Here is a 15,369-nt window from a genome sequence, read left to right as displayed (position 1 = left end):
GCTGCGGTCGGCGGCTTGGTCCGATCGAAGACTCGACCCGACGGACGGGTCGCCGCGATCAGGGCTCCAGCCGGTTCGGGTCGCGCGGGAACATGATCGCCTCCTTGATGTTGTCGAGGTCGGCGACCTTCTGGACGAGGCGGTCGATCCCCAGCCCGTAGCCGCCGTGCGGGGGGGTGCCGAAGCTGAGCGCCTCGATGTAGAACTCGAAGTTGCTCGTCTCGACGCCCTCTTCCTCCATGACCTCGACCATGCGCTCGACGTCGTGTTCGCGCTGGCCGCCCGAGGAGAGCTCCTGACCCTTGTAGATCAGGTCGAACTTCCGGGAGGCGATGTCGTCGCCCTCGACCTCTTGCATGTAGTAGAACTTCTCGTCGGGGTAGCCGACGACGAAGAACGCGGGGTGACCCTGCTCCTCAAAGTGCTCGCCGAGCAGCTTCTCGCCTTTCGTATCGAGGTCGGTCGGGTCGTCCGGGAAGTGCCCGTACTCGGTCTCCAAGATGTCGAGCGCCTCGTCGAAGGTGATCCGCGGGAAGTCGTCTTCGGGCACGTCGAGGTCGACGTCGAGCAGGTCGAGTTCGCGCTCGGCGTTCTCGGCGACCCGACGGAGCGCGTATCGCAGCGACTCCTCTTGCACGTCCATCACGTCGTCGTGGTCGTCGATGTACGCCAGCTCCACGTCGAACATCGAAATCTCGGAGACGTGGCGGGAGGTCGCGAAGTCCTCGGCGCGGAACGCGGTCCCGGTCTCGTAGACCGCCTCGTAGCCGGAGGCCATCAGCATCTGCTTGTAGAGCTGCGGGCTCTGCGAGAGGAAGGCGTCCTGGTTGTAGTAGAGGATCGGGAACAGCTCTGCGCCGCCCTCCGCGCCGCCCTTCGAGATCAGGGGCGTCTTGATGTCGACGAACCCCTCGTCGTCGAACCACTCCTCCATCGCGGTGATCAGCTCGGAGCGCAGCGTGAACACCGCGAGCGTCTCCGGCTTCCGGAGGTCGAGCGCACGGTTGTCGAGGCGGGTCGACAGATCGACCTCGATGTCCTTCGAGATCTCTAAGGGAAGCGGGGAGTCCGCCTCGTCGATGACCTCGTACTCCGTGGGCGCGATCTCGACGCCCCCGGGGGCCTGGTCGCTCTCCAGCGGCTCGCCCACGACGCGGACGACGTCCTCGGCCCCGACGTCCTGAACGGCCTCGAACAGCTCCGGCTCGCGCTCCTCTTTGAAGACGATCTGGATGAGCCCCTCGCGGTCGCGCACGATGAGGAAGACCAGCCCACCGAGGTCGCGGATCTCGTGGACGTGGCCGGCGATGGCGACCTCGTCCGCGTCCGGTTCGACGTCCGACGTGTGAATTCGCTCGATCATGGAGACGGGTGTTACGGCAAACTGGTCGGGCGGCCGGCATAGGTTTGTCGTCTCGGCGTCGGCGGAACCCGACCGCTGTGGCCGTCTCGAACGCGTTCTCCGCCGAGACCGCGACCGCGACGGATTCCGGATCTGCTCGCGAGAACTCGTCGTGACATGTGGTAGCATAGCCAGCATAATTTTAATACGAAACCCGTCCACGGTGTCGTCAACGGCGCGGTACGCGCCGCCGGAGACCCAAATGACCCGTTCCACCCGCTCGACGCTCGTTCGATCCGCGAGCGTCGCGTTCCTCGGGTGGACGGGTATCGGCTACGGGACTCCGAACCCACGGTCCGTCCGCCCGACCGCGTGACGCGCGTCGGCTGGGGAGGTTTCCCCGCGGGACGGACCAGATCCCCGTTCTCTCCAGCCTGCGCTGTCGTCTCGCGCGTCGAGCCGCGACCGTGTCCCTCGCGGGCGTCAGCGGCGATCCACGTCGCCCGGGGCCCGGGGACGCGGACCCGCGGGTCCGATCGGTCTCGCCGACCGGTCGCCCCGCGACGCCGTCCGCGCCGCGTTCGACTCGCGGCGAGGGAGTATGGCAGCAGCCGACCACACGCCGTCCGTCGAGGCGACGGTCTCCGTCCGCGTCTCGGAGGCGGCGACCGGCGACCTCGTCGCCGGCGCGAGAGCACAGATCGAGCGAATCGACGGTATCAGCGTCGAAAAGCTGGAAATTGCCGGATTACAGCCCGGCCTGAACGACACCACGGTCGAGGCCGTCGCGACCCTCGCGGTCGACGAGGAGGCCCGCGCAACCGAGCCTCCCGGCCGCGACGCGAGCGATTCGGCGGGCACGGACCCACCAGCGCCGGCCGCGGTCGCCGACCGACTCGCCGACGGGTTCGGCGTCGACCCCGAGCGCGTCGAGCGGGTCGATCCGCCCGACTGACGGGGCGGTCGTCTCCCCTCCTCGCTCCCGCTCCGCTACTTCTCGCTCCTGTCCGCCACTTCTCCCTCTCGATTCCGCTCCGCTACTCGTCGCCCAGCCGCTCCCGAACGACGCTCTCGGCCCGCCGAAGCACTTCTCGGATGGGGAGGCCGGTCGCCTCCGCGACCGCGACCGCGTCGTCGTACTCCCCGCTGACGTCGTACACGTCGCCCTCAGTCGTCGAGGCGACCTTGACGGCCACCTCGTGGGCCGCGCCGTCGACGCGGAGCGTCGCCGTCTCGAACTCGCGCTCGGCGATCCAGCGGTGGCTCGCGCCGGACTGGCGCACCCCGAGCGTCCCGGTCTCGCGGGCGAGGCGCTCGGCGACCGCCGCCGCGTCGTCGGGCTTACAGATCACCTTCACGAGGTGCCCGGGCCGCGACTTCTTCATCGTCGTCGGAACGATCGTCACGTCTCGCGCGCCGGCGCGCGAGAGGGTCTCCTGAAGCCCGCCGAGGACCTCGGGTGCGGCGTCGTCGAGGTTCGTCTCCAGAACGGCGATGTCGTCGTGGACGAGTTTCCCCTCCGCGGAGTCCGCACGGTCCGCCTCGCTTCCGTCTCCCGCTCTGCCGCCGTCGCCGACGAGCGCGCGGAGGACGTTCGGATGGCGCTCGAAGTCGGCGTCGCCGGCCCCGTAGCCCGCGTGTTCGACCGAAATATCCGGCACCGCGTCGACGCCATCGGCGACCGCGCCGAGGATCGCCGCACCGGTCGGCGTCAGCAGTTCGCGGTCGATCGGACCGCCGACGATCCGGAAGCCGGCACGGGTCGCGATCTCCGTCGTCGCGGGTGCCGGGACGGGGTACGTCCCGTGGCTCATCTCGACCGTGCCGCCGCCGGCGGCGACCGGGGTCGTGACCACGCGCTCCGGGTCGAGGTCGGCGAGCAGCAGCGCCGCGCCGACCACGTCTGCGATCGCGTCGTCCGCGCCCACCTCGTGGAAGTGCGTCTCGTCGAGGTCGGTGCCGTGGACCGACGCCTCCGCGCGGCCGAGCAGTTCGAAGGCGTCGAGCGCGGTCGACTCGACCGCGGCGGGGAGGTCCATCGACTCGACGAGGTCGACCACCTCCAAGTAGCTCCGGCGGACGCCGGCCCCTTCGGCGTGTGTGTGATCGGCGTCGGCGTGGTCGTGGGAGTGGTCGTGGGGGTGACCGTCAGTGTCGCCGTGGGAGTGGTCGTCAGCGTGGTCGTGAGAGTACTCGCCAGTGTCGCCGTGGGAGTGGTCGTCGTCGACGAACACGTCGACGGTGGTCGCCCGGATCCCGTTTTTTGTCGTCTCTCCGACCTCGTACCGGACCGGGAGCCGATCGGTCACAGGGGCGAGGGCGTCGGGGTCGGCTCCGGCCGCGATCAGCGCGGCGCAGATCATGTCGCCGGCGGCACCGGTCCGACCGTCGAAGACGAGCGTTCGCATGGCCTATCGGAGGCCAGCTGGGGACAAATACTCCCTGATCGGCGGGTTCCGAGCCCGTCCCGACGGCGGGTCCGTCGAGCGGCGGTCAGTCGAAGCTGTCGGTCGAACTTGTCGGCCGTATGAAAAACCCTAATACGGCAGATTGACACCGGTCGGTATGTCTCCCTCCACGGTCGGGACGGTCTGGGCCGCCCTCGGGGCGGTCGCCTCGCTCGTCGCCGTCGGTCCCGGCCTCCGAACCGCGATCGCACACCGCGAGAGCGACAACGGCCTCTCGTTCGGCGTCCTCGCCATCGGGGTCGCCATCTGGGGCGGAACGGCGGCGTTCCGTCCGTTCTCCCCGGAACCGATGACGCAGGCGTACTTCTACCTCCTGTCGCTGGTCGGGGCGTCCGTGGCCGGTCTGGGGTGGTTCCTGTTCGCCAGCACGGCCCACAGCACGCCGGCGACGCTCAGCCACCCCGCGGTGTACGCGGGCGTCGCGCTCGTCGTCGGTGCGAACGTCGGACTGGTCGTCACGACGCCGATCCACGGGGTGTACTGGGACGGGATCGCCGAGACCGCGACCGCCTTCGGTACCAACGCCGTCGTCCCCACGACCGCCTACTGGGCGCACACGCTGCTCGTCGCGGGGCTGTTCGCGGCGGGCGTGTGGCTGTTCGCACGGTCGCGCGGCTCCCGCCGTGACCGTCGGTTCGCGCGGGCGTACGCCGGCTGCGCCGCCGCCGTGGCCCTCGGCGTCGTCGGGAGCAACGTCGCGGTGCCCGGGTCGGGGGCGGCGACGCCCGTCGTCGCGTCCGGCCTCCTCGTCGTCGGCGTCGTTCAGGCCCGGTCGTCGTGAGCGTCCCCAAGCGAAACGGCGAAAACACACAGTTACGACGGGGTTTTAAGAGCGGAATCCGTACCGTGCTATATGATCACACAGCCTTTCGCGGCCGCCGATCCCGCGGGTCGGATCGATGGCCCCCACACGGGCAACAGGCTTATTCCCGGACCGGATCCAGATACGACCATCCCCCGCGAGGAACCATGAACGAAGTCCAACTCGAAGTGGCGAAGGCGTACCCGAACGACTCGGGCCGCGGCATCGCCCGACTCGACCCCGACACGCTGTTGCACCTGAAGCTCTCGCCCGGCGACATCATCGAGATCGAGGGCGCGGAGACCACCGCCGCGAAGGTCTGGCGCGCGGACCGTCAGGACTGGAACACCGACACCGTGCGGGTGGACGGGTTCACCCGGCAGAACGCGGACGTCGGCATCGGCGAGCGCGTCACCATCCGGAAGGCGGAGGCCGAGAAGGCCGACAAGCTCGTCCTCGCCCCGCCGGAGGAGGCGTCCGTCCAGTTCGGCTCCGACGCCGCCGGGATGGTGAAACGCCAGATCCTCAAGCGGCCGGTCGTCGAGCGCGACATCGTCCCCGTGATGTCGTCGACGAACCACCCGTTCATGCGGTCGCCCGGGCAGGCGATCCCGCTGATCGCGGTCGAGACGGAGCCGGACGGCGTCTGTCTCATCACCGAGGACACGGAGGTCGAGCTGCGCGAGGAGCCGATCTCCGGGTTCGAGAAGACCGGCGGCGGGATCACCTACGAGGACATCGGCGGGCTCCAGTCGGAGATCCAGCGCGTCCGCGAGATGGTGGAGCTGCCGATGAAACACCCGCAGATCTTCTCGAAGCTCGGCATCGAGCCGCCGCAGGGCGTCCTGCTTCACGGCCCGCCGGGAACCGGGAAGACCCTCCTGGCGAAGGCGGTCGCCAACGAGACCTCGGCGTCGTTCTTCTCGATCGCCGGCCCGGAGATCATCTCGAAGTACTACGGCGAGTCCGAACAGCAGCTCAGAGAGATCTTCGAGGACGCCAAAGAGGAGAGCCCGAGCATCATCTTCATCGACGAGCTGGACTCGATCGCGCCGAAACGCGAGGACGTCACCGGCGAGGTCGAGCGCCGCGTCGTCGCCCAGCTGCTGACGATGATGGACGGGTTAGAGACGCGCGGGCAGGTGATCGTCATCGGCGCGACGAACCGCGTCGACAGCGTCGACCCCGCGCTCCGCCGCCCCGGGCGGTTCGACCGCGAGATCGAGATCGGCGTCCCCGACGAGGTGGGCCGCAAGGAGATCCTCCAGATCCACACCCGCGGGATGCCGCTCTCGGACGACGTGAGCTTAGACCACCTCGCCGACGAGACGCACGGGTTCGTCGGCGCGGACATCGAGAGCCTCACCAAGGAGGCCGCGATGAAGGCGCTGCGCCGGTACCTCCCGGAGATCGATCTCGACGAGGAGGAGGTTCCCCCCAGCCTCATCGACCGGATGATCGTCAAGCGCAACGACTTCTCGGGCGCGCTGAACGAGGTGGAGCCGTCGGCGATGCGCGAGGTGCTCGTCGAGCTACCGAAGATCTCGTGGGACGACGTGGGCGGCCTCAGCGAGGCCCAACAGCAGGTCCAGGAGTCGGTCGAGTGGCCGCTCACCTCGCCGGAGAAGTTCGACCGGATGGGCGTCAACGCCCCGAAGGGGGTGTTGCTGTACGGCCCGCCGGGCACCGGGAAGACGCTGATGGCGAAGGCGGTCGCCAACGAGACGAACGCGAACTTCATCTCGGTGCGAGGCCCGCAGCTGCTCTCGAAGTGGGTCGGCGAGTCGGAGAAGGCGATCAGACAGACCTTCCGGAAGGCCCGGCAGGTGAGCCCGACGATCATCTTCTTCGACGAGCTCGACAGCCTCGCGCCCGCACGCGGGCAGGAGGCCGGAAACAACGTCTCAGAGCGCGTCGTCAACCAGCTGCTCACCGAGCTGGACGGGTTAGAGGACATGGGCGACGTGATGGTCATCGGCGCGACCAACCGGCCGGACATGATCGACCCCGCGCTGCTGCGCTCGGGGCGGTTCGACCGGCTCGTGATGATCGGCCAGCCCGACCAGGAGGGCCGCGAGCAGATCCTCGACATCCACACGCAGAACACCCCGCTCGCGCCCGACGTGAGCCTCCGCGAGATCGCCGAGATCACCGACGGTTACGTCGGCTCCGACCTCGAAGGGATCGCCCGCGAGGCCGCCATCGAGGCGCTGCGCGACGACGACGACGCCCAGGAGGTAGAGATGAAACACTTCCGGCGGGCGATGGAGTCGGTGCGGCCGACGATAAACGAAGACATCCTCGCGTACTACGACGAGGTCGAAGAGCAGTTCAAGGGCGGCAAGGGAGAGGCGCTCCGCGACACCGGCGGTCGCGTCGGGTTCCAGTAAGCGGCGGAGCCGCCCGGACGGCCGGGACGTCCCGACCTCGCGCTGCCGACCGTTTTTGCGTACACGTCCCGTATCGAGAGCCGAGCATGTCAGATGATGTTACCGTCGACGTGGAAGTCGAAGTGGAGGTCGACCGCGACGAACTGGAGATCGAGCGCGACGACGCCGAACTGATCGAGGCGACCTACGAGGCGAACGGGATCGAGATCGAGGTCGAAGCCGAGGTCGAGACGTACGGGTCACCGGACGGCGGCAGCGATAGCGACACCGACGGCGGCAGCGATAGCGACACCGACGGCGACGACGAGGGGGGCTACGAGGACTTCGAGTAGCGCGACGGGCCGGGGACAGTCATGCCCCGCGGTGACGCAGCGACGCGTTCCGCGCCTTTTAACCCCGCGAACGGCCAAAGGCAGGTATGTCTCAGCCCCGCGTCCCCGGCGGCGACGAGAACGCGCTGGAGCTGCCCTGCGGGGAGGCGATCGGCGTCGACGAACTGGACCTCGGGATGCGCGAGTACGAGTGCGCCTGCGGTGAGACCCACGCGGTCGTGATGGACGTCCACCCCCCCGAGCGGTTCCTCCCGGACTTTTTGGTCGATGTCCTGCGCGAAGCGATCGAGACGACCAGCGAGGAGATGCCGGAGTTCGACACGCCGCACCTGCTCGGCGTCGTCTTAGAGGAGTTCCCGGAGGCCGTCGTCGCGCACGACGCCAGCGAGAACGCGGACGTCGGGTACGCGATGGCATGGGTGACGGAGTTCGACTCCCGGCGGCTCCACGAGGTCGTCGTCGAACTCGTCGTCGAACTGATGGAACACGCCGTGAGCCACGCCGAAGACGACGAGGCGCTGTCGGCGTTCGAACAGGAGATGGTCGAGTTCGACGTGAGCGAGTTCGTCGAACAGTACCGGGCGGAGCGCGACCTCGAAGCAGAGGACCCGTACGCCTGAGCGCGACGATCGGACGTTCCGAGCCGGACGAGACGGACCACCCGATGCGCTGGTGCCGTGCGGTGTCTCCGGTCGCTCATTCTCGTTCGGAGGGATCGCTAAGGCGAATCCGGCCGGAGAGTTCGCGTTCGGCCGGCGGGCTGACGTTGATCCCCTCGGCTTCGAGCCGGTCTTTGGCGGCCCGCGCGTACGCGGACCTGACCGCGAAGACATCGCGTCGAGTCGGGTCGGTGATCCAGTAGTGGACCCGGACCGAAACCGCGTCGTCACCGAGCTCGTCGACGTACGCGGCCGGAGGCGGGTCGGTGAGAATCCCCTCCGTCTCACCGGCCACCTCGATGAGCTGGCACAGTACGTCGTCGAGGTCGCTCTCGTAACCGACGCGGAGTTCCTGTACGATCCGATGATTCCCTCGGCCGTACGGCCGAGTGATCTCGTGTGCGGTCAGTATGGTGTTCGGGATGGTCACGAGCTCGCCGGCGGCGGTCTCGACGCGAGTGATTCGGAGGGCGATCGACTGTACGGTCCCCTCCCCGCCGTTCCACTTGATATGGTCGCCGACGTTGAACTCCGGGTCGAGAACCAGTGCGACCCCGCTGACGAGCGATCCGATCACCTCGCGTGCGGCGATCCCCACCGCCAGCGCGACCGCGCTGATGACGAGCGCGGAGTCACCGAGGAGTTCCCCGTAGCCGGCGAGCGCGACCCCGACCAGCGTCCCCACCAGCACCACGAGGAGGCGGAAGTACAGGACGACGGCGGCTTGGAGGGTCGGGTTGTTGCGGTTCCGTCGCCGGACGGCTCGTCTGAGAACCGGTTGTACGACCAGCCACCCGATCAGGACGACCGCCGAGAAGCCGGCGAGAAACCAGCCGAGTTGAACCAGAAGCGGCCAGAACACGGTCAGCTCTTCGGGCCCGGGATCCGGCTCAGAGGCCTGTCGGAGCACCGTCGCCGCCGTGATGATTCCCGTCGTCATCGATTCCCCGATCGGTCGCGTGAGTTCTTCGGAACGACCCCGTACGCGGGAGACCACCGAACGCTCCCCGGGAGGTTCCCGTTATCGGCCCGAGCTACCCGATCACCCGTCGGACTCTCCCGCTGGGCCTCGAACTCCATAGCCGGGGTACGCACTCGTACGAATTAAGTAAACACGACATATCGGGGCACAGTCACCGAATTCCCTTCCGTCGAGACTCCATACGGGCCGTTCGAACCGACGGAACGAGGTCGCGGACTCAGACCGAACCCCGAGTGGTATCTACCTGTTCGCTGAAACCGGATCGAGGTCCGCGATGATGAGTACCGCACCCCGATCGACGGGTCGGGTCCACGAGAACGGCCGCTACACCCCTTCTGTCAGACGGTTGTCCGACTCCTGTCTCACTGAACCCTATATGTTCGGAGACCGTACGTAAGACGTATGAGTGCCGGCGAATACGACCGGTACGAGCGGATCCGCGGCGTGCTCGCCGAGGCCGACGAGCCGCTGACGGCGCGGGAGATCCTCGCCCTCGTCGAGGAGTGCGACGATTGCGAGGAGATCGACAGCCCGCACCGCGTCGCCACGGTGCTCGGGCGGCGGGCCGAGCGCGGCGAGATAGAGGTTATCGCGGGTCAGCCGTACCAGTACCGGCTCGAAACCTGAGCGCCGCTCCGGTCGGCTACGGCGTCACGATCAGATCGAACCGATAGACACCGTCCCGGTAGTCGACGACGACGTTCCGGAAGTCGACCCGGTCGTCGTACTCCCCTATCGGTCGGAGGTCGGCGGCGATGCCGAGCGCGTCGAGGGCGTCGACGAGCGCGTCCGAGGGCGGATCTCCCTCCTCGTACCGACGCGGCTCCTCCGCGATTGCGTCGTCTAACACATCCTGAGCGGCGTCCGAGAGTCCGGCGTCGTCGAGGTCACGTCCGACGATCGCCTCGCGCGCGTGCTCCTCGAACCGGCTCCGCTCGTCCGCGATCTCGCTGACGGCGTACGTCCACTCGGGAACGACGACCGTCCGCCGCTCCGCGACCGGCCGGAAGTACTCGCCCTCGTACTCGACGAACGCGAACGGCGGCGAGGGGACGAGCGCGCTGGCCGCCGCGTCGAGTTCGTGATGGTACTCGACGGTCTGTAGCTCGTCGAACTCGGGGGTGCCGAGGAAGCCGTCGTTGCTCGCGTACACGGCCTCGAGCGCCGCGTCGAGGACGCGCTCGTCCTGCGCCGAGAGGTCGAACGGCGGCCGCGCGACCGTCGCGTCGTCGGGCGGCGTCTCGTCGACCCGTTCGACCGCGAAGTGCCACCGCTCCAGTTCGAGGATCCGCTCCTCGGAAATGCGGACCTCGTAGAAGGTCCCGTCTCGCCGGAGGAACGTCGGTCGCGGCCGCGTCTCGGTCCCCCACGCGTCGCGTCCGACGAGCGGCCACTGTCTGACGGTCACGCTGCCGGTCTCGGACAGTTCCGAGAGCCACGCCGCCTTCGTCTCGGTCGCGAAGTCGACGCGGGTCACGGCGTCAATTTCGGTCGGGTCCGGCCACAGGTACGGCCGACCGATCGACGAGAGGTCCTCCTCGTCGCCGAGGAGCGCGTACGAACTGAGACCGCCGGGGTTCAGACACCCAGCGGTCACAGCGGTCGCGGCGGTCGCGCCGAGCAGTTGGAGGGCACGGCGGCGGGAACATGTCATATCCGCCTCGGAATCGCCGAGTTCCCGATAAATTCCTTGTGGTAGACGGCTCACCCCGTCGATTCGTCGCGGACGGGTCGTTCGCGGGCCGGGAACGATCGGATTCTCGATGAGGGTGTCGCGTATCGTGGTGTATGGCACCTATCACCGTGGTACACTACCACTTGCGAAAATCGCAAACTCGTTGCGAGATTCGTACTCTACCGTCGACCTTATTACGATGAGCGTATTCCGTCCGCGTAATGAGCGAGGACCGGACGATTCTACTCATCGGCAGCGGACCGATACAGATCGGACAGGCGGCCGAGTTCGACTACTCCGGCGCGCAGGCGTGTCGCGCCCTCCAGGAGGAGGGCGCTCGCGTCGTCCTGGTGAACTCGAATCCGGCGACGATCATGACCGACCCGGAGACGGCCGACCGGGTGTACATCGAGCCGATCACGCCCGAGGCGATCGCGGAAGTCATCCGGATCGAGGAGCCGGACGGCGTCATCGCGGGGCTGGGCGGTCAGACCGGTCTCAACGTCACCGCGGAGCTCGCGGAGGAGGGGATCTTAGAGGAGCACGACGTCGAGGTGATGGGCACGCCGCTGGACACCATCTACGCGACGGAGGACCGCGACCTGTTCCGCCAGCGCATGGAGGGGCTCGGCCAGCCCGTCCCGAAGTCGACCACCATCTCCTTAGACGAGGACGAGTCCGTCACCGACTTCGACGAGGCGGCGTTCCGCGAGCGCGTCCAGTCGGCCGTCGACGACGTGGGCGGACTCCCCGTCATCGCGCGGACGACGTACACGCTCGGCGGCTCCGGCTCCGGCGTCGTCGACGAGTTCGAGGAGCTGGTCGAGCGGGTCCGCAAGGGGCTCCGGCTCTCGCGGAACAGCGAGGTGCTGATCACCGAGTCCATCGCCGGCTGGGTCGAGCTGGAGTACGAGGTGATGCGGGACGCCGACGACTCCTGTATCATCATCTGTAACATGGAGAACATCGACCCGATGGGGATCCACACCGGCGAGTCCACCGTCGTCACCCCCTCGCAGGTAATCCCCGACGACGGCCACCAGGAGATGCGTGACGCGGCGCTCGAAGTGATCCGCGACCTGGGCATTCAGGGCGGCTGTAACATCCAGTTCGCGTGGCACGACGACGGCACCCCGGGCGGCGAGTACCGCGTCGTCGAGGTGAACCCCCGTGTCTCCCGCTCCTCGGCGCTCGCCTCGAAGGCGACCGGCTACCCGATCGCCCGCGTCACCGCGAAGGTCGCCTTGGGCAAGCGGCTCCACGAGATCGACAACGAGATCACCGGCGAGACGACCGCCGCCTTCGAGCCGGCCATCGACTACGTGGTGACGAAGGTGCCGCGGTGGCCCATCGACAAGTTCGACGACGTCGACTTCGAGCTGGGCACGGCGATGAAATCGACCGGCGAGGCGATGTCGATCGGCCGGACGTTCGAGGAGAGCATGGTGAAGGCGCTCCGCTCCTCCGAGTACGACCCCGCCGTCGACTTCGAGGAAGTTTCGGACGCGGAGCTGGAGTCGGAGTACCTCGAACGCGCGAGCCCGGACCGCCCGTACGCGATGTTCGAGGCGTTCGACCGCGGCTACGCGGTCGACGACGTGATCGATCTCACCGGCATCCACCGCTGGTACGTCGAGCGCTTCGAGAAGATCGCCGACGGGACCGCCGCGGCCGCCGAGGGCGACTTCACCGGGGCGGCGATGGTCGGCCGCACCGACGCGGAGATCGCGGCGACCGCGACCGCCGGCGGGGTCGACGCCGACGTGGGACAGGTCGAGAGCGCGGTGCCGGACCGCACCTACAAGCAGGTCGACACCTGCGCGGGCGAGTTCGAGGCCTCGACGCCGTACTACTACTCCGCGCGCCTGCCGGAGTTCCTTCAGGGGGCCGACACCGCGGGCGCGGCGAACGAGGTCCGCGTCGACCCCGACGTCGAGAGCGTCGTGGTCGTCGGCGGCGGCCCGATCCGGATCGGTCAGGGCGTCGAGTTCGACTACTGCGCGGTCCACGCGGTGCGCGCGCTCCGCGAACTCGGCATCGACGCGCACGTGATCAACAACAACCCGGAGACGGTCTCGACCGACTACGACACCTCCGACGGGCTGTTCTTCGAGCCCATCTCGGCCGAGGAGGTCGCCGACGTGATCGAGACGACCGGCGCGGACGGGGTGATGGTCCAGTTCGGCGGGCAGACCTCGGTCAACGTGGGCGAACCGCTCCAAGCCGAGATCGAGCGCCGCGGACTCGACTGCGAGATTCTGGGCACGAGCGTCCAGGCGATGGATCTGGCGGAGGACCGCGACCGGTTCAACGTCCTGATGGACGAGCTGGGCGTCACCCAGCCCGACGGCGGCACCGCGACGAGCGAGGCCGAGGCGCTGGAACTCGCCCACGAGATCGGCTACCCCGTCTTAGTGCGCCCCTCGTACGTGCTGGGCGGCCGCGCGATGCGCGTCGTCAAGGACGACGCGGAGTTAGAGGAGTACATCGAGGAGGCGGTCCGGGTCTCGCCGGACAAGCCCATCCTCGTCGACCAGTTCCTCGACGACGCGGTCGAACTGGACGTCGACGCCGTCGCGGACGGCGAGGACGTGCTGTTAGGCGGCGTGATGGAACACGTCGAGAGCGCGGGCGTCCACTCGGGCGACTCGGCGTGTATGATCCCGCCGCGCTCGCTCGGTGACGAGACGCTCGGCCGGGTGCGCGAGGTCACCGAGGACATCGCCCGTGCGCTCGACACGGTCGGCCTGCTCAACGTCCAGCTCGCGGTGACCGGGGTCGACGACCCCGACGCGGAAAGCGAGGTGCACGTGTTGGAGGCGAACCCGCGCTCCTCGCGGACCGTCCCCTTCGTCTCGAAGGCGACGGGCGTCCCCATCGCGAAGCTCGCGGCGAAGGTGATGACCGACGACCTCACGCTCGCCGACCTCGACGTCGACGAGCAGATCCCGGAACACCGCTCCGTGAAGGAGGTCGTCCTGCCGTTCGACCGGCTGCCGGGCTCCGACCCGCGGCTCGGCCCGGAGATGAAGTCGACGGGCGAGGTGATGGGTACCGCGACCTCCTTCGGCAAGGCGTACGACAAGGCGCAGGACGCGACAGGCAAGCCGATTCCGGAGTCCGGCACCGCCGTCGTCGACCTCTCCGCCGAGGAGTTCCCGGACCCGGACACCGAGGCGGGCGAGGCGCTCGTCGCCGGGTACGCGGAGCACTTCGAACTCAGCGAGGCGACGGACCTGATCGAGGCCGCCAAGCGCGGCGAACTCGATCTCATCGTCTCGCGCCAGCGCGACCTCCTCGAGGTGGCGGTCGAAGAGGAGATCACCTACTTCTCGACGCACGCCTCCGCGACGGCGGCGCTGGAGGCGCTCGACCACGCGGGCGACGACCTCGACGTGATGGCGGTCTCCGACCGCCCGAAGCGCGTCGCGGACTGGGGCGCGGGCGAATAGAGGGCGGTGCGAGAGGGCGGCCCGCGGAGGGGAACGCACAAGCGGTCCGCCCCCCTCGGTTGGCGCATGAACGTCGATATTCTGCTGTACGACGGCTTCGACGAACTGGACGGGATCGGCCCGTACGAGGTGTTCGACTACGCGCTCGACTACGCCGCCGAGGACGACGAGCGCGCCGGCCGCGTCCGGTACGTCACGCTCGCCGACCGCGAGGAGGTGACCGCGAGCCACGGGACCCGGGTCGGGGTGGACGGGACGCTCCCCGGTCCGGAGACCGACGACGCCCCGGACCTGCTGGTCGTTCCGGGCGGCGGGTGGAGCGCGCGCGACGAGGCGGCGAGCGCGTGGGCGGAGGCGCAGAAGGGCGACGTGCCGCGCGCGCTCGCCGCGCACCACGCGGCGGGCACCCGGATCGCCTCGGTGTGTACCGGGTCGATGCTGCTCGCCGAGGCGGGCGTCACCGACGGCCGCCGCGCCGTCACGCACGCCTCCGCGGTCGAGGAACTGCGCGACTCCGGCGCGGAGGTCGTCGACGCGCGCGTCGTCGACGACGGCGACCTGCTCACCGCGGGCGGCGTCACCTCCGGGCTCGACCTAGCGCTCTACGTCGTCGAGCGGGAGTTCGGGGAGGCGGTCGCCGACCGCGTCGCGACCGTCATCGAGTACGAGCGGCGGTACGCGGTCGCGGAGTAGGTCGCCGGAGCCGGAGTGGGTCGCCGGGGCGGTCAGTCGTCGCCCGCGTCGTCCGGGAGCGGCGCGGCGTCGTCTGTACTCGTCTCGCTCGTCGTGGTCTCGCCGTCGGCGTCGACGGTGATCACGGTACAGTCCAGCTCGCCGCGGAGGAACGAGTCGATGTCGGGGTCCGAGAGGAGCTTCTGGACCATCCGCCGCCAGCGACCGGCCTGTTTCGAGCCGATGACGACGACGTCGGCCCCCTCGGCGACGACCTCCTCTAAGATCGTCTCCTCGACGAGGAAGCCGCGGCGGACGACGTAGCGCGCGCGGTCGAGCCGGCCGATCCGCTCTTCGACGGCGCGCTTGAGGTCGCTGCGCGAGACGCCGCCCGAGCGCTGGTACAGGTCCACGTGGAGGATCGTGAGGTCGGCGTCGCGCTCTTGGGCGACGCGAGCAGCCTCTCGGAGCGTCGCCGCCGAGTGCGACGACGGGGGGAACCGGACCGGAACCACGACGAGCGTCATGTCAGACAGGTGGGCTCCGGGACGTAAATACGCTGTCGATGCGGGCGTCGCGGGTGTCGCCTTCCGGC

Annotated in this window: 13 protein-coding genes; 8 read left to right on the top strand and 5 right to left on the bottom strand. The window is 68.7% G+C overall.

The features are described from left to right. Nucleotides 1-58: 58 nt before the first annotated feature. A complete protein-coding gene (gene aspS, locus QOL69_RS04515; protein WP_283402197.1) occupies nucleotides 59-1,363 on the bottom strand; it encodes an aspartate--tRNA(Asn) ligase in 1,305 nt (434 codons plus the stop codon). Nucleotides 1,364-1,943: 580 nt separating this feature from the next. On the opposite strand from aspS, the gene QOL69_RS04510 reads away from it, so the two are divergent. After that, nucleotides 1,944-2,297, top strand: a complete 354-nt coding sequence (locus QOL69_RS04510; RefSeq protein ID WP_283402196.1) for a hypothetical protein — start codon at nucleotides 1,944-1,946, stop codon at nucleotides 2,295-2,297. Between the two features lie 82 nt (nucleotides 2,298-2,379). Here the strand turns inward: QOL69_RS04510 and larC are convergent, their stop codons facing one another. After that, nucleotides 2,380-3,750: a nickel pincer cofactor biosynthesis protein LarC gene (gene larC, locus QOL69_RS04505; RefSeq protein ID WP_283402195.1), complete on the bottom strand. Its 1,371-nt coding sequence runs from the start codon at nucleotides 3,748-3,750 to the stop codon at nucleotides 2,380-2,382. 157 nt (nucleotides 3,751-3,907) lie between these two features. On the opposite strand from larC, the gene QOL69_RS04500 reads away from it, so the two are divergent. The 4 genes from QOL69_RS04500 (at nucleotide 3,908) to QOL69_RS04485 (ending at nucleotide 7,954) form a co-directional block, all read left to right on the top strand. Continuing rightward, on the top strand, nucleotides 3,908-4,591 hold the full coding sequence (locus QOL69_RS04500; RefSeq protein WP_283402194.1) for a histidine kinase N-terminal 7TM domain-containing protein: 684 nt from the start codon (nucleotides 3,908-3,910) through the stop codon (nucleotides 4,589-4,591). Nucleotides 4,592-4,779: 188 nt separating this feature from the next. Then, entirely contained in the window at nucleotides 4,780-7,002 is a 2,223-nt protein-coding gene (locus tag QOL69_RS04495; RefSeq protein ID WP_283402193.1) for a CDC48 family AAA ATPase, read from the top strand. 86 nt (nucleotides 7,003-7,088) lie between these two features. Then, complete coding sequence (locus QOL69_RS04490; RefSeq protein ID WP_283402192.1) at nucleotides 7,089-7,334, top strand: hypothetical protein; 246 nt, start codon at nucleotides 7,089-7,091, stop codon at nucleotides 7,332-7,334. A gap of 86 nt (nucleotides 7,335-7,420) precedes the next feature. Next, a complete protein-coding gene (locus QOL69_RS04485; RefSeq protein WP_048076225.1) occupies nucleotides 7,421-7,954 on the top strand; it encodes a DUF5815 family protein in 534 nt (177 codons plus the stop codon). Between the two features lie 76 nt (nucleotides 7,955-8,030). Here QOL69_RS04485 and QOL69_RS04480 read toward each other — a convergent pair whose 3' ends face one another. After that, nucleotides 8,031-8,933, bottom strand: a complete 903-nt coding sequence (locus QOL69_RS04480) for a mechanosensitive ion channel family protein (RefSeq protein WP_283402191.1) — start codon at nucleotides 8,931-8,933, stop codon at nucleotides 8,031-8,033. Between the two features lie 444 nt (nucleotides 8,934-9,377). On the opposite strand from QOL69_RS04480, the gene QOL69_RS04475 reads away from it, so the two are divergent. Then, nucleotides 9,378-9,602 (top strand): hypothetical protein, encoded by a 225-nt coding sequence (locus QOL69_RS04475; RefSeq protein WP_048076226.1) that lies wholly within the window; start codon nucleotides 9,378-9,380, stop codon nucleotides 9,600-9,602. Between the two features lie 16 nt (nucleotides 9,603-9,618). On the opposite strand, the gene QOL69_RS04470 is transcribed toward QOL69_RS04475, so the two are convergent. Further along, the gene (locus QOL69_RS04470; protein ID WP_283402190.1) at nucleotides 9,619-10,629 is read right to left on the bottom strand and encodes a hypothetical protein; all 1,011 of its coding nucleotides are present in this window, start codon (nucleotides 10,627-10,629) and stop codon (nucleotides 9,619-9,621) included. Between the two features lie 242 nt (nucleotides 10,630-10,871). Between QOL69_RS04470 and carB the strand changes: the two genes are divergently transcribed. Together carB and QOL69_RS04460 are read left to right on the top strand one after the other, a co-directional pair. After that, a complete protein-coding gene (gene carB / locus QOL69_RS04465) occupies nucleotides 10,872-14,102 on the top strand; it encodes a carbamoyl-phosphate synthase large subunit (protein WP_283402189.1) in 3,231 nt (1,076 codons plus the stop codon). Nucleotides 14,103-14,168: 66 nt separating this feature from the next. Then, a complete protein-coding gene (locus QOL69_RS04460) occupies nucleotides 14,169-14,795 on the top strand; it encodes a DJ-1/PfpI family protein (protein WP_283402188.1) in 627 nt (208 codons plus the stop codon). A 32-nt stretch (nucleotides 14,796-14,827) separates the two neighbouring features. Here QOL69_RS04460 and QOL69_RS04455 read toward each other — a convergent pair whose 3' ends face one another. Then, nucleotides 14,828-15,301, bottom strand: coding sequence for a universal stress protein (locus QOL69_RS04455; RefSeq protein WP_048076232.1), 474 nt, complete (start codon nucleotides 15,299-15,301; stop codon nucleotides 14,828-14,830). Between the last annotated feature and the right edge of the window lie 68 nt (nucleotides 15,302-15,369).

This window comes from Halorubrum sp. DM2 (assembly GCF_901686465.1).
GTDB lineage: Archaea > Halobacteriota > Halobacteria > Halobacteriales > Haloferacaceae > Halorubrum.
This window is presented reverse-complemented; position numbering and strand designations above follow the sequence as displayed.

Bases quoted from the DNA above. Each gene is read 5' to 3' on its own strand.
- QOL69_RS04460 (WP_283402188.1), top strand. From the start codon at position 14,169: ATGAACGTCGATATTCTGCTGTACGACGGCTTCGACGAACTGGACGGG.
- carB (WP_283402189.1), top strand. From the start codon at position 10,872: ATGAGCGAGGACCGGACGATTCTACTCATCGGCAGCGGACCGATACAG.
- QOL69_RS04475 (WP_048076226.1), top strand. From the start codon at position 9,378: ATGAGTGCCGGCGAATACGACCGGTACGAGCGGATCCGCGGCGTGCTC.
- QOL69_RS04510 (WP_283402196.1), top strand. From the start codon at position 1,944: ATGGCAGCAGCCGACCACACGCCGTCCGTCGAGGCGACGGTCTCCGTC.
- QOL69_RS04490 (WP_283402192.1), top strand. From the start codon at position 7,089: ATGTCAGATGATGTTACCGTCGACGTGGAAGTCGAAGTGGAGGTCGAC.
- QOL69_RS04485 (WP_048076225.1), top strand. From the start codon at position 7,421: ATGTCTCAGCCCCGCGTCCCCGGCGGCGACGAGAACGCGCTGGAGCTG.
- larC (WP_283402195.1), bottom strand. From the start codon at position 3,750: ATGCGAACGCTCGTCTTCGACGGTCGGACCGGTGCCGCCGGCGACATG.
- QOL69_RS04495 (WP_283402193.1), top strand. From the start codon at position 4,780: ATGAACGAAGTCCAACTCGAAGTGGCGAAGGCGTACCCGAACGACTCG.
- QOL69_RS04470 (WP_283402190.1), bottom strand. From the start codon at position 10,629: ATGACATGTTCCCGCCGCCGTGCCCTCCAACTGCTCGGCGCGACCGCC.
- aspS (WP_283402197.1), bottom strand. From the start codon at position 1,363: ATGATCGAGCGAATTCACACGTCGGACGTCGAACCGGACGCGGACGAG.
- QOL69_RS04455 (WP_048076232.1), bottom strand. From the start codon at position 15,301: ATGACGCTCGTCGTGGTTCCGGTCCGGTTCCCCCCGTCGTCGCACTCG.
- QOL69_RS04500 (WP_283402194.1), top strand. From the start codon at position 3,908: ATGTCTCCCTCCACGGTCGGGACGGTCTGGGCCGCCCTCGGGGCGGTC.
- QOL69_RS04480 (WP_283402191.1), bottom strand. From the start codon at position 8,933: ATGACGACGGGAATCATCACGGCGGCGACGGTGCTCCGACAGGCCTCT.